18 protein-coding genes and 4 pseudogenes are annotated in these 16,825 nt (G+C 57.2%); 4 read left to right on the plus strand and 18 right to left on the minus strand.

Annotated elements, in window-relative coordinates; translation table 11 throughout:
• Nucleotides 1–14: 14 nt before the first annotated feature.
• The 6 genes and pseudogenes from rctB to CFBP6623_RS25330 all read right to left on the minus strand — a co-directional run bounded on the left by rctB (nucleotide 15) and on the right by CFBP6623_RS25330 (nucleotide 5,199).
• Nucleotides 15–377, minus strand: a complete 363-nt coding sequence (gene rctB / locus CFBP6623_RS25305) for an SMa0974 family conjugal transfer regulator (protein ID WP_062653657.1) — start codon at nucleotides 375–377, stop codon at nucleotides 15–17.
• 75 nt (nucleotides 378–452) lie between these two features.
• Entirely contained in the window at nucleotides 453–1,118 is a 666-nt protein-coding gene (locus CFBP6623_RS25310) for an acyl-homoserine-lactone synthase (RefSeq protein WP_062653665.1), read from the minus strand.
• A gap of 66 nt (nucleotides 1,119–1,184) precedes the next feature.
• The gene (locus tag CFBP6623_RS25315; protein ID WP_062653659.1) at nucleotides 1,185–1,934 is read right to left on the minus strand and encodes a helix-turn-helix transcriptional regulator; all 750 of its coding nucleotides are present in this window, start codon (nucleotides 1,932–1,934) and stop codon (nucleotides 1,185–1,187) included.
• Between the two features lie 172 nt (nucleotides 1,935–2,106).
• Nucleotides 2,107–3,109 (minus strand): annotated as a pseudogene (locus CFBP6623_RS25320) (IS30 family transposase).
• 280 nt (nucleotides 3,110–3,389) lie between these two features.
• Nucleotides 3,390–3,653, minus strand: coding sequence for a hypothetical protein (locus tag CFBP6623_RS25325; protein ID WP_137002500.1), 264 nt, complete (start codon nucleotides 3,651–3,653; stop codon nucleotides 3,390–3,392).
• 118 nt (nucleotides 3,654–3,771) lie between these two features.
• Complete coding sequence (locus CFBP6623_RS25330; RefSeq protein ID WP_080842151.1) at nucleotides 3,772–5,199, minus strand: ISNCY family transposase; 1,428 nt, start codon at nucleotides 5,197–5,199, stop codon at nucleotides 3,772–3,774.
• A gap of 336 nt (nucleotides 5,200–5,535) precedes the next feature.
• On the opposite strand from CFBP6623_RS25330, the pseudogene CFBP6623_RS25340 reads away from it, so the two are divergent.
• Nucleotides 5,536–6,032: pseudogene (locus CFBP6623_RS25340) on the plus strand (transposase); the annotation flags it as partial.
• Nucleotides 6,033–6,096: 64 nt separating this feature from the next.
• On the opposite strand, the gene CFBP6623_RS25345 reads toward CFBP6623_RS25340, so the two are convergent.
• From CFBP6623_RS25345 to CFBP6623_RS25375, 8 genes and pseudogenes are all read right to left on the minus strand, one after another.
• Nucleotides 6,097–6,666, minus strand: coding sequence for a type 1 glutamine amidotransferase domain-containing protein (locus CFBP6623_RS25345; protein WP_080843289.1), 570 nt, complete (start codon nucleotides 6,664–6,666; stop codon nucleotides 6,097–6,099).
• Nucleotides 6,667–6,697: 31 nt separating this feature from the next.
• Nucleotides 6,698–7,837 (minus strand): annotated as a pseudogene (locus tag CFBP6623_RS25350) (glutathione-independent formaldehyde dehydrogenase).
• Nucleotides 7,838–7,970: 133 nt separating this feature from the next.
• Nucleotides 7,971–8,731 (minus strand): IS5-like element ISKpn12 family transposase gene (locus CFBP6623_RS25355; RefSeq protein WP_085947932.1). Its coding sequence is split into 2 segments (ribosomal slippage): nucleotides 7,971–8,407 and nucleotides 8,407–8,731, totalling 762 coding nucleotides; the frame shifts between segments, so codons are not numbered across the junction.
• 574 nt (nucleotides 8,732–9,305) lie between these two features.
• On the minus strand, nucleotides 9,306–9,599 hold the full coding sequence (locus tag CFBP6623_RS25360) for a putative quinol monooxygenase (protein WP_062653115.1): 294 nt from the start codon (nucleotides 9,597–9,599) through the stop codon (nucleotides 9,306–9,308).
• 30 nt (nucleotides 9,600–9,629) lie between these two features.
• On the minus strand, nucleotides 9,630–10,166 hold the full coding sequence (locus tag CFBP6623_RS25365) for a hypothetical protein (protein ID WP_080843290.1): 537 nt from the start codon (nucleotides 10,164–10,166) through the stop codon (nucleotides 9,630–9,632).
• Between the two features lie 82 nt (nucleotides 10,167–10,248).
• A complete protein-coding gene (locus tag CFBP6623_RS25370; RefSeq protein ID WP_080843291.1) occupies nucleotides 10,249–10,989 on the minus strand; it encodes an SDR family oxidoreductase in 741 nt (246 codons plus the stop codon).
• A gap of 53 nt (nucleotides 10,990–11,042) precedes the next feature.
• A complete protein-coding gene (locus CFBP6623_RS26990) occupies nucleotides 11,043–11,183 on the minus strand; it encodes a hypothetical protein (RefSeq protein WP_167379203.1) in 141 nt (46 codons plus the stop codon).
• Nucleotides 11,184–11,193: 10 nt separating this feature from the next.
• Entirely contained in the window at nucleotides 11,194–11,490 is a 297-nt protein-coding gene (locus tag CFBP6623_RS25375; protein ID WP_037094014.1) for a putative quinol monooxygenase, read from the minus strand.
• Between the two features lie 265 nt (nucleotides 11,491–11,755).
• Here CFBP6623_RS25375 and CFBP6623_RS25385 point away from each other — a divergent pair, with 265 nt between their 5' ends.
• Nucleotides 11,756–12,691, plus strand: coding sequence for a LysR family transcriptional regulator (locus CFBP6623_RS25385; protein ID WP_052821435.1), 936 nt, complete (start codon nucleotides 11,756–11,758; stop codon nucleotides 12,689–12,691).
• A 139-nt stretch (nucleotides 12,692–12,830) separates the two neighbouring features.
• Nucleotides 12,831–13,535 (plus strand): IS6 family transposase, encoded by a 705-nt coding sequence (locus CFBP6623_RS25390; protein WP_137002607.1) that lies wholly within the window; start codon nucleotides 12,831–12,833, stop codon nucleotides 13,533–13,535.
• A gap of 109 nt (nucleotides 13,536–13,644) precedes the next feature.
• On the opposite strand, the gene CFBP6623_RS25395 is transcribed toward CFBP6623_RS25390, so the two are convergent.
• Nucleotides 13,645–14,517, minus strand: a complete 873-nt coding sequence (locus CFBP6623_RS25395; RefSeq protein ID WP_080843292.1) for a LysR family transcriptional regulator — start codon at nucleotides 14,515–14,517, stop codon at nucleotides 13,645–13,647.
• A gap of 160 nt (nucleotides 14,518–14,677) precedes the next feature.
• Between CFBP6623_RS25395 and CFBP6623_RS25400 the strand changes: the two genes are divergently transcribed.
• Nucleotides 14,678–15,397 (plus strand): putative quinol monooxygenase, encoded by a 720-nt coding sequence (locus tag CFBP6623_RS25400; protein ID WP_080843293.1) that lies wholly within the window; start codon nucleotides 14,678–14,680, stop codon nucleotides 15,395–15,397.
• Nucleotides 15,398–15,493: 96 nt separating this feature from the next.
• Here the strand turns inward: CFBP6623_RS25400 and CFBP6623_RS25405 are convergent, their stop codons facing one another.
• The 3 genes and pseudogenes from CFBP6623_RS25405 to CFBP6623_RS25415 all read right to left on the minus strand — a co-directional run bounded on the left by CFBP6623_RS25405 (nucleotide 15,494) and on the right by CFBP6623_RS25415 (nucleotide 16,756).
• Nucleotides 15,494–16,198 carry an IS6 family transposase gene (locus CFBP6623_RS25405; protein WP_137002607.1) on the minus strand — a complete coding sequence of 235 codons (705 nt, stop codon included), beginning with the start codon at nucleotides 16,196–16,198 and terminating at the stop codon, nucleotides 15,494–15,496.
• Nucleotides 16,199–16,249: 51 nt separating this feature from the next.
• Nucleotides 16,250–16,438 (minus strand): annotated as a pseudogene (locus CFBP6623_RS25410) (IS110 family transposase); the annotation flags it as partial.
• Nucleotides 16,439–16,540: 102 nt separating this feature from the next.
• Nucleotides 16,541–16,756, minus strand: coding sequence for a hypothetical protein (locus tag CFBP6623_RS25415; protein WP_137002608.1), 216 nt, complete (start codon nucleotides 16,754–16,756; stop codon nucleotides 16,541–16,543).
• Nucleotides 16,757–16,825 lie beyond the last annotated feature (69 nt).

The following is a 16,825-nucleotide window of genomic DNA, read 5'->3' on the forward strand; positions in this document are numbered from 1 at the left end:
CCCATAGGCCTAGCCTATGGACATTTCGCTTTGCCAGCTCCGTCGTCAGCGACGTGCCGGTTGATCGCCCGAAACGGCGCTCGGTCGGCCGGTAGCCATTCGATTGCCCCCTCGGCGCGGGGCAAGTATTTTATAAGGCTGCCTTCAAGCAGAGCCCGGATCCCATAAAAAATGACGAGATGCTCGGCTGAGACATGAACGAGTAGACCTTCGTCAACCGGCCGGATGATCACCCGTCCGTCACCGAAGTCCAGCAGCCTGTCGGGATCTACGGACACGGTGGATTGGCAGAAATCCTGCACTCTCGCGCAAATATTCTCGGTTACGCGTTGCGCGTGCGCGACGGCGACGAAGGCCTCGGCAATGTGTTTGTACATTTGAGCTCCATTTTAGCCTCAACTGCTCCGTCGTGCTGTGCAAGAGGAGCCCGTTGCGGAGGTGGACGCTTCGGCTCATGCCGACACCGCTTCGAGGATTTCGGAGCCCGCTCTCTTAAAATGCGGGCGTCTGTAGAGTGGCTCGACGACATGGATCTTGCTGCGCATCTGCTCGAGCACGCGCGGTGACACTTCAAAGGCGCCACAGCACACCGGGAACCTGCCGAACCCTTCGGCACGTCCGAGTTCATCGAATTCGGCGCCCGCCCGCTGATAGATTCGCTTCATGTGTGGTTCGTAATTCGAAATCAACATGTCGATGCCATTCTCCAAAGCGACTTCGCAGAGGGCGAGCAACAGCAGTGAAAAGGCTCGTTCCGGCCGCATGTCCGGAAACGAGTGTCCGACAGCCTCGTCATCGATGCACATTCGCGTACCTTCCCATATTCCAGGCGCAATGAGATCGCAGGCATTGGGGAATGTATCGCGGAAGACGTCGTAGAGCAGTGTCGGACCCGTCGTTGGCATCAGCCGGACCGAGCCATAGAGCTGTTCCAATTCTTCGTCGCACCAAAGCAGATACGCCGGGTGAAGAGCGTCGTATCGGTCGTGCTCGTACGGCCCACGCGCGCTGACCGCCCAGCCGAGTTGGTCAACGAAGACTTTTTTCCTCAGGCGGAACGACTGGTCGAGCAGATTCCGAAATTTGTGAAATTCATGCGCTTGAACAAGGAGATACATGTTGGCCTCCATCTGATGACAGAAGCCAACATGCTGCTCTTCTCGCAGCCGATAAATACTTGGAAATCAGCTCCCCGAATCCTGAGTATTGCCATACGGGTTTATTAGGCGAAGCTGAATCGCAAGCGCAGTCGCAGAGGTGGTTGATGCGGCCCCAAGCTTGGTCCGGGCGGTCGTCAGGTATCGTTGTATCGTGTGTTCGGAGAGCCCGAGGATTTCGGCGATCTGCTCATTTGTCTTGCCGAGCGCGCTCCAATGGAGGCACTCCTTTTCGCGTGGACCGAGCCGTGGAACCGGGTCATTCTTACCGTGCAGCTCGAAAACAGCCTTCTTGTGGATCAGGAAAGCGAGTTCCAGCCACTCGCCTCGATGCCGATCAATGCTCGCGCTCCATTCCGCAGGCAGCTTGTGAGAATTGAAAGACAGCAGGGCGCGCCGCGACTTGTCGATGATGGGAATGGAGTAGCCACTTGCACCAACGCCGTGTTCTGCGGCATCGACCAGAAAATCGCGGGCTGTTGCCGGGATTTCGATCTCGCGCCAGTCGAAAGGCAGTTGCCGCATAATGCCGTCGCGAAGGATGGGATCGACCTTGGCGTATCCTCTGAGAAGATAGCGAGAAACCCAAGGACCGGGATACGTGGTTCTCACAAAAGGTATGTCGACGACATCGGCGATTGTCTGAGCAAGATGATAGGTGGAAAAATCGATCCGATAGACCTTATTGAGCCCGTGAAGAGCGATCTCGACGTCCGGCGTCGCGTTAATCTCGCGAAATGCGGCTTGGAAAAGCGCCGATTGTGTATCCGAATCCATTCTAAACTCCTTCAGAGGGATGCAGGTGTTCGGCGCGCTTCCTGGTCCAATCGCTTAGAGAGAGGGCGGCGCGCGAACATTCCAGCGACAGTGATGCCGGCGCGTGGACAGGGATACTATCAAGTTGGACGTCCTAACCCAAGTGCACCATGCCGGTTTGCAGGGTAGGGGATCAGGCCTCCTCCTGCAAATGGGCCATGAATGCTTCGGCTGGTGTCCGGTATCCAAGGCACTTTCTGGGTTGGTCGTTAAGGATGCGTGCGACCTGGTTCAGGGTTGCTTGCGACATCTGGCTGAGGTCGGTGTTCGACGGCAAAAAGCGGCGGATGCGTTTGTTGGCATTTTCGACGGCGCCTTTCTGCCAGGGCGCGCTTGGATCGCAGAACCAGCTTCGTGCACCGATACCCATCTTCCAAAGCCCGGAATGCCGCGAACTCTGTGCCGCGATCAAACGTGAAGCTCTGACGTGCGAAGGCGGGCAGGCGGGAGAATGCCCGCACGATCTTGTCCATGATTGGTCGCGAATGCCGGCTCGGGTTTTTGATGAGAACGGTGTAGCGGCTCTTGCGCTCGACGAGGGACGTGACATTGGCATGGCCAAACGGTCGCTCGAAGATGATAAGGTCACCCTCCCAGTGCCCAAACCGCGATCTGTTTCCAATGAAATCAGGCCTTTGCGATATGCGATGGCTGGCCGGGAATGCTCCGTCGCGAGGCTTTCTTGACCGCAGTGGCCGACGTTTGCGGCGTGCTTCCGGCAGATAGTGATAGAGACCGAGCTGATAATCTTCCTTGCTGTAGATGAACCGGTAAATGGTCTCGGCGCACACACGGACAAGGCTCAATTTCTCCGATACCAGACGCCCGGCGATCTGTTCGGGTGACCACCGGGCCTCCAATTGTCGGATGACTTCGGCACGAAGATCTGGATAGCGTCGAAGCTTGCGCAGGCGACGACGACGCTCGCGCCTCAGTTCATCAGCGATCGTCCCAAAATACCCGGTGTACTCGGGCAGCTCGTTGTCATGGAAGGTGTTGCGGCGGATTTCTCGATAGATGGTCGACCTGTGGCGTCCCAGCCGCCGGGCCATTTCATTGACGGAGACTTTCTGATCAACGAGACGATGAAGGAGGCGGCGATCGGCAAGGGTCAATTGCGTATAGCATCCGGACATGTAAAATCTCCAAAGTGAAGCCATTGAAATTATTGGCATGTCGCACTTCGAAATAGAATGTACCGTTATGGTATAACTGTCAAAGCTGATTAGAGATGCGACGCCGCTGGCCCGTTAGAAATGCGACACTGGCTCCGACAATCAGCCCCCGACCGGACCGGCTGGGCCGGGTTGCAAGGGTAGGGAGGGGGCGGGTAATGAAACTCCCTCTTCGGCTTTAGCTTCCTCAGTTGTGGCGACTGCTTTGCGCCAATACCGGTCATCAGTTCTCAGCGAAAAGTTACCGAGGAACCTTCGCCAGCCACTCTTCTGCACGGGAGATAACAGGGCGAATATTTGGACTAAACTCTTCTTCATCGTGCCAAGCCGCAATCTCGAGGTCCATTCCGATGTCTTCCATCTCTTTGATGAGATGATACGGGAGTGCTTCCAGCGCCCGCCCGTTAAGCAGGAAGGAACTTGCCGCAGATGACGGAAGAATTTCCCGACGACATAATGACAAAAGCGATTGCTCAATTCTGTGTACGAGCGACACGTTTGGCAATGGCGACTCCTGCATCTCTGGATCAGAGCGACAATTGTCTATCATTTTTACTCGATCTGAAAAGCGGGCCGGTATCGTATCAGTCTAATACAATGTCTCCTTCGGGCCGAAAGCGGCCTTATTCAGCCGCCTCCATTCGAGCAAGCGCTTTCTGCCTTCTCGCAATCACCTCCGGATCATTCATGAAATCCGTGCGTCGTCCCGGCTTGCGGCCACGCTTCTGATAGCCGTTCGCCGTGCTGCCGTCGCGAATGCCGAACATATGATCCGTCTGACCGGTGCGGCGATGGCCGTCCTTGCTGCGTTGCTGTTCGCGACCAGCCTGCATCTCGGCAACCAGCGACAGCATGTCATCCAGTCGCTTGTTGTCTACGACTTCGGCGCGATGTACCGAGCGTAACGTGTCGAAGGTTCTATAGGGCAGGGCAAAGCTCTCGTGCATGATCTCGAGCCGGCCGTCGGGATAATCGCACACGATCACCTTCTGGCCCGCCAATGGCCTGGATATCTCGGTCGGATCGAGAATGAACAGCACCTTGTCGTAACGCAGTGTCAGAGATTGCGACAGGGTGCGGACTTCCTTGCGGCACATGGCGCCATCGAGGTTCTCCTGATCGGCCAGCGGTCTGTGCATGTCCTTCGGATTGCGTGGCAGCTTGCCGAAACGAATGTTGAAATCCGCAATGAACTCAGGTGCAAAGGCATTGGCTTCTTCAATCGTGTCGATGCCGCGAAGCCGCATCTCTTTCACTAACCGATCCTGCAGCGTCTGATTGGCACGCTCCACCCGGCCTTTAGCCTGCGGGGTGTTGGCACAAATGATGTCGATGTTTAGCTCATAAAGAGCACGGCCAAACTGCGTCAGTCCGCTGGTGCGGTCCTTCTTCGACGCATGCAGCGAGCGGAAAACGCCGTGCTTGTCGCTGTAGAAGGCCAGCGGCTTGCCCCATTGCTGTAGATAGGCCTTCGTAGCATGCAGATAGTCGAACGTGTTCTCCGATCCGGCAAAGCGTAGATGCAGAAGCTTGCCGGTGGCATCATCGATATAGACGAGCAGGGCGCATTTGGGGCCGCGGTTCTCGAACCACCAGTGATGCGAACCATCGATCTGAACCAGTTCGCCAAAGCAATCACGTCGGCCACGTGGTTGGAAAACCCGTTTCTTGCGTTCCTGGCGCGAGATCCAGATTCCGGCCTCGGTCATCCATTGCCGCAGCGTCTCTTTGGCGACCGAGATCCGGTGCAGCTCGATCAGCTTCTCACGCGCCAGCGTTGGGCCGAAATCCAGATAGCGTTCGCGGATCAGATCCAGCGCCGCATTGCGAAATTCCTCGCTGTGGCGCCGGTTGCTTGGCTGTGATCGCTTCTTCGAAACGAGCCCGGCCGGGCCATCCCGGTCATAGGCCTGCAGCAGCCGATGGACCTGACTTCGACTGAGGTCGAGCCGGTCCGCCGCCTGGACGACGCTCAGGCGTTCGTCACGGATCTTCTGGATAAGTTCGAGGCGATGCAATTCTTTCTGCGACATGGTGATCAAAAAGGACATGACGACTCCGACCGCTCATGGTCTCGACCAGGCTGAAGATCGTCATCCTTGCTCCCAACGTTGGCTTTGACCAGTGCGTCGAGAGGCGAGACTGTCGCATCTCTAACTGGCCCAACTGTCGCATTACTAAATAGCCCTTACAATAACATATCGCATAATCTGTATTATGGAACACTCCTTTTGATTCGGCTGGTGGCGCGCAGAACCGCCACCATCTCGTTTTTAGGGTTCACATATTGGCGTAGACCGGCTGTTGGTTTCCGCGCAGAAGTGAGCCGCCGCCTAACCGGCTCACTTCTGCGCGGAAACCAACATGTAGACCTCGTATTCTGGGAAATCGGGACTATCGAAGTGACGGGAAGCCGAGTGGGCGATGCGCCCATGCTACCCGAACTGCTGGACCAGATACCACATCATCAAGCCATCGCGAGCGTCAGCGCCGATGGCGCTTTCGACACAAGAAACTGTCGCGAAGCCATTGCGCACGCGATGCCAACGCCATTACCCTCGCCCGCAGCAATGCGCAAACCTGGTCCGAAAATAAGCCGGACTTTGTGGTCCGGAACGAAATTTTTCGCTCAATCAGGCGGTTCAGCAGAGCGCTCTGGAAACGATAGAGCGGCTATCACCAGCGCAGCATGGTCGAAACAAAAATGCATTGCTCCAAGTTGCCGGGCGAACGCCTCATGGCACGAGGCTTCGATGGTCAGGTCGCCGAAATGCAAATCCGCGCAGCCATCCTCAACCGCTTCGTTCTCAATCGAGGAGACCGAGAGCAGCCACGCAAAAAGCGCCGCATTTCGCCAGCGCGAAGCGAGTGGCCCACCCACTGATAAACGTTGTAGTCACGATAAGATATGTGGGCGGGCCATATGGTCTGTCGAAACCGACCCGTCATTAACTCCCGGCTGCGAGCCCAGCGCCCACACCTGCGGCGAATTCCTCGACGAGTTTGGCACAGAAGGCGGGTAGATCACTAGGGTTGCGGCTTGTGACAAGGCCTTTGTCGACCACGACTTCCTCATTGATCCATGTACCGCCGGCATTCTCGATATCGGTTTTCAGCGTTGGATAGGAGGTCAAGGTACGTCCCTTAAGAACGTCAGCCTCGATCAATGTCCAAGGTGCATGGCATATAACCGCAACCGGCTTTTTTTGATCGAAGAAAGCGCGGATGAAATCAATTGCTTCGCCGCTGCCGCGCAGCATGTCGGCACCGACAGTACCTCCGGGCACAACAAGGCCGTCGAAAACATCGACTTCAACGTCCGCAAACGTCTTGTCGATAGTATAGCTGCCACCCTCGTCAAGATCATTATTGACTGTGCGAGCCTTGCCTGCCTCAGAACTGACCACGGTGACTTTGCCGCCAGCCTCCTCGATAGCTTGCTTCGGCTTCAAGAATTCTGGCTCTTCCGTCCCGCGGGGCGCGATCAGAACCGCAACTGATTTGCCATCTAAGGTCATAAGTTATCCCCTATTCCGTCAAATACTAAGGTCAGGCGGTCGGCTTCAGCACGACCTTTGTCCAACCATCATCGCGCGCATCGAAATGTTTGTAGGCATCCGGTGCCTGATCGAGCGGCAGTCGGTGCGAGATGATTTGCGCAGGATTGGCCCGGCCATGCTCGATAAGGTTCATCAGCCGCCGGTTATAATGCTTCACATTGCACTGCCCAGTGCCGATCTTCTGTCCCTTGAACCAAAAGCTGCCGAAGTCGAACGCAATCTTGCCTTCCTTCTGGAGATCGTCGGGCGCCTTCGGATCCTCCGGGATAAACACCCCGACGACGCCGATGCCGCCGGTAGCCTTTGTGCTTTGGACAAGGCAGTTCATCGTATAGTTGCTGCGCTCCTTGCCGTGGCGATCGCAGCACTGGTAACCGACTGCCTCGACGCCACGGTCGGTACCCTGGCCGCCGGTCGCGTCAAGTATCTGCTGGGCGGGATCGCCCTTACGCATGTCGATCGGGATCGCGCCCATAGCCACGGCGAGCTTTAGGCGGTCATCGTGAGCATCGACCACGAAAATCTACGCGGCACCTCGGATTTCGGCCGAGTGCGCGGCCATCAAACCGACCGGACCAGCGCCGTAGATCGCGATGCTCTCGCCAGGCAAGAGACCGGATAGTTCGACGCCGTGCCAACCGGTCGGAAAGATGTCGGAGAGCATGACATAGTCGTCCTCCTTCTCTTCGGCATCGTGGGGCAGCTTTAGACAATTGAAGTCGGCATAAGGTACGCGCATCATCTCGGCCTGACCGCCTTGCCACGGCCCCATCTCGGCGAAGCCATACGCAGCGCCGGCAGTGCCAGGATTGGTTGTGAGGCAAAAACCCGTAAGTCCGCGTTCGCAATTATCGCAGAACCCGCAACCGACGTTGAACGGCATGCAGACGCGATCGCCCTTCTTGATCCGATCGACGCCGGAGCCGACTTCGATAACCTCGCCAAGATTTTCGTGGCCAAAGACCCTGCCCTTCTCGAAGCTGGTGCGGCCATCGTACATGTGCAGGTCCTACCCACAGATGTTTGTCGTAGTCAGGCGGATGATTACATCGGTCGGTTTCTCGATCTTGGGATCATCGATGGTATCGACGGAAACGTCTTTAGGTCCGTTGTATACGACAGCTTTCACGGATCATCTCCTCTTGTAGCTTTGCTCAAAGCGCCATCAGTTCGAAGTTTGCTTATGAGCCAATCCAGCGCAGCGGCGGAGGACATGGCATCTTTCTAGCTGATCTCAGCGTCCTAGGGTCAGGACTCATTGCTCATAGCCAGAAGATAACGGTCGCAGCGAGAGCGATGGCGGAGAGAAAGGCCATTGGGCACCGGTCGTAACGCGTAGCGACACGCCGCCAGTCTTTGAGACGCCCGAACATGATCTCGATCCGGTTGCGCCGTTTGTAGCGGCGTTTGTCGTATTTGATGGTCTTCTTGCGGGATTTTCGACCTGGAATGCAGGGAGTGATCCCCTTCGCCTGTAAAGCGTCACGATACCAGTCGGCATCATAGCCACGGTCGGCCAGCAACCATTTGGCCTTGGGAAGTTCATCAAGCAAGGCGGCAGCACCGGTGTAATCGCTGACCTGGCCTGCCGTTATGAAGAAGCTGATCGGGCGACCACTCGCATCCGTTACGGCATGAAGCTTGGTGTTCATGCCGCCTTTCGTGCGTCCAATCAGGCGGCCCGCGCCCCCTTTTTTACCCGCAAGCTGGAAGCCGTGCGGTGGGCCTTGAGATAGGTCGCATCGATCATGATGGTCTTGTGCTCTGCGGCTTCAGGCACGGCCAGACCTTCCATCATCTGGATAAATACGCCCTTGTCGCCCCAGCGTTTCCAGCGGTTATAAAGCGTCTTCGCCGGGCCATATTCCTTCGGCGCATCACGCCAACGCAGCCCGTTGCGGTTGACGAAGATGATGCCGCTCAGAACGCGTCGATCATCAACACGCTGGCGGCCATGGCTCTTGGGGAAATAGGGCTGAAGACGAGCCATTTGCTCGTCCGTCAGCCAAAACAAATTACTCATCAGTCGGGCTCCTATACGCCCATCTGAATCACAGCCGTCAGTTCAAATCAATGGGTCTTGACCCTAACGGCTTGACACCTGAGCGGTTCCACCGTTCGGCAATTCTCAGATCGATTTACAGCGGATTGTTGATTTCCTGAGCTTAAACAGTCTAAAAAACGGCAGATTGATATACTCAAGAAATTCCTGCGAAAACAACGAGTCTGACTGGTAACGAAACCTCGAATGGACACCTTGTTTCCGTCCGGTGCGGTCCGCAACCAAGCGCCACCCCTCCCTCGACCTTAGCGTAAGCTCTCTTTATTACCTGCGATGCAGGAATGCAGCCTTATCAGACAGTAACGTCAAAAGCGGGATAAACGCAAAGGACGAGGCGATCCACTATGGCGGACGGCCTGTTGTCTTCCCTCTGATTGAGATCGAGAGCCGGCCCATTCATTCCGAATAGCACACGCCCCTCAGCGTGCAGTCAAACGGCAGCTTAGGACTCCAACATCGTACGTCGAGAACACGAGCGTATGAAGTACTGATCTTCCGTTCACCCAAGCCCACCGGAATGGTGCCGAGTATTCCGCTATTTAGCTGCCAGTAGGGTAAGCTTATGAATCTGCGGCGGTTCGGAAAACAGTTCTTCCGCCTTATCCATAAGTGCGGCGGCAACCTTGCCGTCAAGATGCGCCTGCCGATCTTCCTCTGTGTCAAACGTATCGAAGATCGCGTACGCACCGGGACCCTCCTGGATTGCGTACCAGGTCAGGGTACCGGACTCGGCTTGAACGAGCGGTAACGCCGAGGTCAGGAAATCGGTAACATCGTTCTCCTTTCCGGGCCTGGCCTTCAATGGCACGTACAGCGCAAGTTTGGGCATGATCAACTCCTAAGGGTAAATGAACAGATATCATCTGGCAAAATAACGCGCGAGCGGGCCTAAACGTTCCCCAGCAATCACCCGATTGGCAACGCCGCAGTGGAAAACGCAATGAGCTAACGCGGCAGCTACCTGCCCGCAAGAGCGGACGCGGCATCCACCGACCTGTTGCAGGGCAGACAGCGGTCTGCCCACGTGAATCAGCGCATCAATCCATCTTGCACCCCAATGGGTCGGAAGCGTACGTTGGCATAACGTCAGCCCCTCCGTGGTGGCGAGGACGGCGCGACCGAGCTTGTCGGGACGGTTCTCGAATTTCCCGATCGAGCCGCTGAACGCCGCGGCCGGAACGTTTGCGGGCATCGCCCTGTTAGATTGGCCGAGACCGATGTCATCGACCGGCTCCATCGAGGATGCATTGAATGCGACAACGACCAGCAGATCCTCGGTATCGCTCGCATTTTCGAGGAAATGGCCTTGCGGTGAGAAGATCATTTCGGCCTTGGTTGCGCCGACCTGGGACTGACATGAGCTGCGATACACAATCGTCAGCGCATAGGTCGCCACGTCGGCATTTTTTGCTGAACGACGGTGAGATTAGCTGACGTTACGAAGGCGGAGCACACGCGGCCCCGCCTCCTCGTCGAGATCAGAACTGCTGTGCGGTCGGCCGGATGACGATCGCGTTGACGTCGACGTCATCAGGTTGTTCTACAGCGAACGCAATAGCGCGCGCCACCGCCGCCGCCGGGATGGCCTGCTTGTAGAAGTCGAGTACCGTCTCGGCAGCCGTGCCAGACGTCGTGAACTTCAAGTCGCTTTCGACGGCTCCAGGCTCGATCGACGTGACACGGACCTTTTCACCCACCTCCTGGCGCAGGCCCTCGCTGATCGCGCTGACGGCGAACTTGGTGCCGGAATAAACCGTGCCGCCCGGTGCGAAGACCTTGATGCCCGCAACCGAGCTCAGGTTGATGATGTGACCGCTGCCCTGCTCGAGGAAGCCGGGAAGGGTCGCCGCGATGCCGTAGAGCGTACCCTTTAGATTAACGTCGATCATCTGGTCCCACTCGTCGGTGTTGACCTCGGCCATCGGACGGATCGGCATCAGCCCGGCGTTGTTGATCAGCACATCGAGGCGGCCGAAGTCGGCAATGACTGCAGCGACGACGGACTGGACCGCCGACTTGTCGGTGACGTCGAGCGCGTAGCTACGCGCCGCGCCGCCGCTTGCGGCGATTTCCGCGACAACCTCGTCGAGCCTGTCCTTGCGCCGCGCGGCGATGGCCACCTTCGCGCCGCGTTCAGCGAGAAGACGCGCGGTTTCTGCGCCGATGCCGGTGCTGCCGCCGGTGATGAGAACGACCTTGTCTTTGATACCCTTTGTCATGATTGTGTTCCTTCAATTCACATGTTGATTTTTCGCCGGATCGCGGCTCCGCCTTAGCGGTAGTCGCGTGGATGAATGAGGCCCATCAGGCCCACGCGGAGAGCAGGTGTCAACAGGCCGATCAACCGCAGATCCTCGGTACAGAACGGCTGTGCGCGCAGCGCCGATCCCACCCATTCCTTAAGCTTGCCCATGGCACCATCCTCAGGTCGCTGAGACGGGGTTGAGGACGAACGCGGCGCGCTCGGCCAGATCGCCGATCTGAGAGAGGTAGTTCTGGAAGTGGGGCGTCTCGCGGTGGGCGGCGACCGCATCCGCGTCCGCGTACAGCTCGTCGAGCACGAAACGATTCGGATCGCTCTGATCCTGCCACAAATCGTAGCGCAGGTTGCCCGGCTCGGCACGGCTCGGTTTTAGCATGGCGTCTAGCAGAGCGCTCAGGCGGTCGACGGTATCCGCACGGGCGGTGAGGACGGCGACGATCTTCACGTTGGCGGTCATGGCATCGTTCCTTGTTTTGGCTATATTCGAAGCAGGGCGCATCCTGAGCGCCCCGCCGGTCATCCTGGTACTCATGCAGCGGCGCGATCGAGGGCTTCGATCAACGCGCCAGCTATGGCCTGGTCCGACGCCGGATTCTGACCCTTGCTCATCTGAACCTCCATGTTCGCGGCGTCCATCGCCGATGGATGGGAGATAGGCCATGTAGACACATTCTAGAAATTTATTTTCTTGATTTCAGATATATCGCTGATAGCATGACTGCATGCGCTACGATCTAAACCTATTGCCGATCTTCGTCGCCTTGATGGATGAGCGCAGCGTCACGCGGGCCGCCGAGCGCATGGGCATGACCCAGCCCGCCTTGTCCAATGCCCTATCGCGTCTACGACTGATGCTTCAGGACCAGCTGTTCGTCCGCGAGCGCTATGGCATCCAGCCGACCCCGATCGCGCTCGAACTCTCACCGCTGATCGCCGAGGCACTCGCGCTGCTCGACGACGCGGTCCTCGGTCAGCAGGCTTTCGACCCCGCACAGGCCGAGCGGCTCTTCACGATCGCGCCCAACGGCTATGTCGAGTTCGTCCTCGTCCCCGCTGTCGTGGCGCGCCTGGAAAAGGTCGCGCCCGGCATTAAGCTCCACCTGACGCCGTACGGCAACGATCTCGTTGAGACGGGCGTCGTGTCGGGCACGACGGCCCTCGTGCTGGGCCGCATCGTCGACCCACCCGACAACCTCGTCGTCCAGCACTTGATGGACGAGGGGCTAGCCTGCGCCGTCCGCGCCGACCATCCAGGCGTCGGCGATGCCATGACGCGCGAGCAGTTCGAGGCGATGAAGCACGTCAACATCATGCCGCCCGGACGGATGCGCGCCGGTCTGTTCCAGGCGCTGGCGCAGCAACAGCTGAAGCGCGACATCGCGATCTCCGTGACCAACTTCTTCGCTGCAGCCGAGATGGTGGCAGTGACCGACTACTGCGCCACTTTACCCTCGCTCATCTGCAGGCGGCTGATGGATGACCCTCGGCTGAAGATCTTGCCGGCGCCGGTCGACCTCGGCAGCTTTCCCGTGGAGATGGCCTGGCACGTCCGCTACCAGCACGATCGTGCACACCGCTGGCTACGGGCGCTGATCGGCGAGATCATCACCGACTTCAAGGGCAAGACGCCAGTGACAGCGATGCCGTCGCCAGCGTGATGGACGTCTGTCGGCCGGGCGACGCCGGTTGACTTCCGTAAGCGCCCCCAAAGGCTGATGTTCCGCTTGCGCATTTCCACCGCCGCCAGGGCGTTGTCACGTTGTTCGTGGCTTAGCGGTTGACGGATAACCGGACGTGATGAGCACGCCGACCATCAGCTACAAGAACCACCGTTTCCCACCGCAGATCATCGCCCATGCGGTCTGGCTGTATTACCGGTTCCCGTTAAGCCTGCGGCTGGTGGAAGAAATGCTGCTGGAGCGCGGCATCGTCGTGTCCTACGAAACGATCCGGCGCTGGGGCCGGAAATTCGGTGCGGCCTACGCAAAGCGACTGCGCAGAAAGACGCCGTCGCGAGAGGATATCTGGCATCTGGACGAAGTGGTCGTAACGATCGGCGGGCGAAAGCATTGGCTTTGGCGAGCCGTCGACCAGGACGGATATGTTCTCGACGAGATCGTGCAGACCCGTCGAGACACCAAGGCTGCCAAGCGATTGCTGATCAGGCTGCTGAAGAAGCAAGCCCTCGCGCCAAAGAGGATTGTCACCGATAAACTGCGTTCATACGGGGCGGCAAAGCGAGATGTGATGCCGGCCATTGAACATAGATCACACAAGGGCCTTAGCAACCGTGCGGAAAATTCCCATCTGCCGCTGCGAAAACGAGAACGAGTGATGCAGGGTTTCCGATCCGTCGGCAGTCTGCAACAATTTGTCCCCGTGTTTTCAGCGGTTAGAAATCATTTCGTCCCGTCGCATCAAAAACATTCCGCCCTCGCCACCCACATTCATCGGATCCGCGCCATGGCGCACTGGAAGGCCGTGACCGGCGCAACTGCCTGAGTTTAACTGAAAGCGCTTCGTCCGGCCTCAGTCGAACAACGTGACAACGCCGGCTGGAGCCCAACGGGACGAATGCTGCACCATGGGCGAATGTCGACTGCCGACCTCACTACATCGGCGTCCGCATAATCTCACGGATCAGATCATTTGTCTCTGGTCTCGTCGTTTGGTGCCGATATCGGAGAGCCAGAACAGTTCTCGATAATTGAAGGCCCTCGATGGGCTTCGACACCAGGCCCATGTCCGAAGGAATAGCAGTGGCCGGCAAGATCAGCGCACCTGACCCTTGCCGAGCAAGTTCAACTAACCAATCCACGCGGTTGGACCGATACGCCGCGTAGAGTTCATGACCATAATCTGCGCAGGTCCCATGCAAAGCGTCCCGCATTTCGCAATTTAGTCGGTCGAGCATGTCGGTTTTTGCGAGAGCCGCAAGAGAAATCGCATCTTGTTCAGACAACGGATGCGACTTTGACATTACTACCTTGTAGTCCTCTTCATAGAGACGGTCTATGCGATAGAGGTCTTCACTGACCTTCTCTGCGGTGACTGCAACGTCGAGTTTGCCGTCTCGCAACCCGGCAAGAAGCTCGGAGGATGATGCAACGATCAATTCGATTTCGGCTTGCGGTAATCGCTTACGCGTACGCTCCATAGCTGCCGAAATCAGGTTGTGGCCAATCGTTTCGCCGACACCAACAGAGATTGGAACCCGCTCCAAACGCATGTGACGGACCGCCTCAGCCTTCGCCTGGCGCGTCTCATCGTAGATCCTCTGCAACCTTGGCTGCATGAGTTTTCCGAGGGCTGTAAGCCTGCATCCCGCACGGTCCCTGACAAACAGCTCACCTCCAAGCTCGTCTTCAAGTTTCTTGATCGCAGTCGTCAAGGAAGGTTGGGAGACATTGGAGGCACTGGCTGCGTGGGTGAAGTTTCGGTGCTCAAAGACAGCGAGAAAATACCTGATCTGGTTCATTTCCATCGCCGCATTCTCCGCCACATCTCAACGCACGCCATCAAAGCAACTTCCATAGTCCATGTCTATTAAAAAATAGAACTTCGGAATTGGAGTCCGACCCATCCGCCATGGGACAAGAGTGCATCGAAACCAAACACGACGAACGTCAAGTCAGGGGACGACCATGAACACGCAAATCCTTCCGATATGCGCCGCACTGGCTCTGATCACAACTTCTGCAACTGCACAGGACAATCCAATGGAAAATCATACTGCCAGCTACATCGCCATGCCCGCCGTCGAAGGCCAGACCGTAGCCTTCGCGGAGTTTCTGGCTGGTGCTGCACCTATCGTGCGAGAAACAGAGCCGGGCACTGTACTGTGGTTTGCTCTGCAAGCCGGTGATACGTTCGCAATCTTTGACATCTTCGGAGACGAAGAAGCACGGGGCGCTCACTTCTCAGGAGCAGTTGCAGCTGCCTTGAACCAGAACGCAGACGCGTTGGTCGACGGAGGATGGGACGCCGGTGTTGTCGCGAACATCAACAACTCCGATGTCCTTTCGGTAAAAGCGCCGGTTGACCTCCACAAGGCAACAACCGCAACTTATATCAAGCTCGAAGCTGCTCCAGGTAAAGGTCCCGAATTGACAGCCTTGTTGACCGCCGCTGGTCCGATCGTTGCAGATACCGAACCAAAAACTTTGTTCTGGACGGCGCTGCAGATTGACGAGAACAACTTCGCCATCTTTGACATCTTTGCCGACAGCTCTGGGCGCGAAGCGCACTTTGCCGGACAAGTCGCCGGGCTCCTTAATGCAAAGGCTTCAGAATTGGTCGCAGGCGGATGGGACGATGGTGTTGTGGCAAACGCCCGCAATTTCGACATCCTTGCTACCAAGTAATCTCACAGGGTGACTTGAGAAAGAAGTGCCCGGTGCAACCTGGCCGGCGTTGTCACGTTGTTCGACTGAGGCCGGACGAAGCGCTTTCAGTTAAACTCAGGCAGTTGCGCCGGTCACGGCCTTCCAGTGCGCCATGGCGCGGATCCGATGAATGTGGGTGGCGAGGGCGGAGTGTTTTTGATGCGACGGGACGAAATGATTTCTAACCGCTGAAAACACGGGGACAAATTGTTGCAGACTGCCGACGGATCGGAAACCCTGCATCACTCGTTCTCGTTTTCGCAGCGGCAGATGGGAATTTTCCGCACGGTTGCTAAGGCCCTTGTGTGATCTATGTTCAATGGCCGGCATCACATCTCGCTTTGCCGCCCCGTATGAACGCAGTTTATCGGTGACAATCCTCTTTGGCGCGAGGGCTTGCTTCTTCAGCAGCCTGATCAGCAATCGCTTGGCAGCCTTGGTGTCTCGACGGGTCTGCACGATCTCGTCGAGAACATATCCGTCCTGGTCGACGGCTCGCCAAAGCCAATGCTTTCGCCCGCCGATCGTTACGACCACTTCGTCCAGATGCCAGATATCCTCTCGCGACGGCGTCTTTCTGCGCAGTCGCTTTGCGTAGGCCGCACCGAATTTCCGGCCCCAGCGCCGGATCGTTTCGTAGGACACGACGATGCCGCGCTCCAGCAGCATTTCTTCCACCAGCCGCAGGCTTAACGGGAACCGGTAATACAGCCAGACCGCATGGGCGATGATCTGCGGTGGGAAACGGTGGTTCTTGTAGCTGATGGTCGGCGTGCTCATCACGTCCGGTTATCCGTCAACCGCTAAGCCACGAACAACGTGACAACGCCCGACGCGGACAGGGCGCTGATAACTGCGCAATAGGCTGATCAGGCGATCAAACTCATCGAGATTGTTGAGAACGCTTACTCGGCGGCCACGGATTCTGTCCGGCGCTTCGATCAGCACTTCGTGGCGTTCCTTAGAAATATCGATCGCTTCCAGAACGGGAGCGGATGCGGTAATGTTGTTGTCGGTCATAGCCGGTCTCCTTGCAGTGTGGCTTCGCAAGACCACTGTGATACCTATTGCCCGGCTATGACCACCTGCTTCGCCTGATAAGGCTACGCAACTGGTCAAGCCTCATTCAGCGCATTCTTCCGAAGATGTTACGGCAGAGAATTCATCTCCCGAGACCTCGATCTGCACAATCGGATAGTTTTCTGCAAAAATCGCCGCCTGAACAACGGTTGAGAAAGCGAGTTGCAAAACTGAGGCGCAAAAGCCTGAGTTTAATTTTGCGACAAGAGCAACTCGTTTTATCTTGCCTGAGACGGGTGCTAGAAACAAGTCGCTCAAGACATGACAGTCAACTCGAAAAGGCGAGACAGAGCAGTGAATGGATTTGTCGAGGTGGCAAATGTACCG

It is taken from the genome of Agrobacterium tumefaciens (genome assembly GCF_005221385.1).
Lineage (GTDB): Bacteria > Pseudomonadota > Alphaproteobacteria > Rhizobiales > Rhizobiaceae > Agrobacterium > Agrobacterium tomkonis.

Bases quoted from the DNA above. Each gene is read 5' to 3' on its own strand.
- rctB (WP_062653657.1), bottom strand. From the start codon at position 377: ATGTACAAACACATTGCCGAGGCCTTCGTCGCCGTCGCGCACGCGCAA.
- CFBP6623_RS25310 (WP_062653665.1), bottom strand. From the start codon at position 1,118: ATGTATCTCCTTGTTCAAGCGCATGAATTTCACAAATTTCGGAATCTG.
- CFBP6623_RS25315 (WP_062653659.1), bottom strand. From the start codon at position 1,934: ATGGATTCGGATACACAATCGGCGCTTTTCCAAGCCGCATTTCGCGAG.
- CFBP6623_RS25330 (WP_080842151.1), bottom strand. From the start codon at position 5,199: ATGTCCTTTTTGATCACCATGTCGCAGAAAGAATTGCATCGCCTCGAA.
- CFBP6623_RS25345 (WP_080843289.1), bottom strand. From the start codon at position 6,666: ATGACCTTAGATGGCAAATCAGTTGCGGTTCTGATCGCGCCCCGCGGG.
- CFBP6623_RS25360 (WP_062653115.1), bottom strand. From the start codon at position 9,599: ATGCCCAAACTTGCGCTGTACGTGCCATTGAAGGCCAGGCCCGGAAAG.
- CFBP6623_RS25370 (WP_080843291.1), bottom strand. From the start codon at position 10,989: ATGACAAAGGGTATCAAAGACAAGGTCGTTCTCATCACCGGCGGCAGC.
- CFBP6623_RS26990 (WP_167379203.1), bottom strand. From the start codon at position 11,183: ATGGGCAAGCTTAAGGAATGGGTGGGATCGGCGCTGCGCGCACAGCCG.
- CFBP6623_RS25375 (WP_037094014.1), bottom strand. From the start codon at position 11,490: ATGACCGCCAACGTGAAGATCGTCGCCGTCCTCACCGCCCGTGCGGAT.
- CFBP6623_RS25385 (WP_052821435.1), top strand. From the start codon at position 11,756: ATGCGCTACGATCTAAACCTATTGCCGATCTTCGTCGCCTTGATGGAT.
- CFBP6623_RS25390 (WP_137002607.1), top strand. From the start codon at position 12,831: ATGAGCACGCCGACCATCAGCTACAAGAACCACCGTTTCCCACCGCAG.
- CFBP6623_RS25395 (WP_080843292.1), bottom strand. From the start codon at position 14,517: ATGGAAATGAACCAGATCAGGTATTTTCTCGCTGTCTTTGAGCACCGA.
- CFBP6623_RS25400 (WP_080843293.1), top strand. From the start codon at position 14,678: ATGAACACGCAAATCCTTCCGATATGCGCCGCACTGGCTCTGATCACA.
- CFBP6623_RS25405 (WP_137002607.1), bottom strand. From the start codon at position 16,198: ATGAGCACGCCGACCATCAGCTACAAGAACCACCGTTTCCCACCGCAG.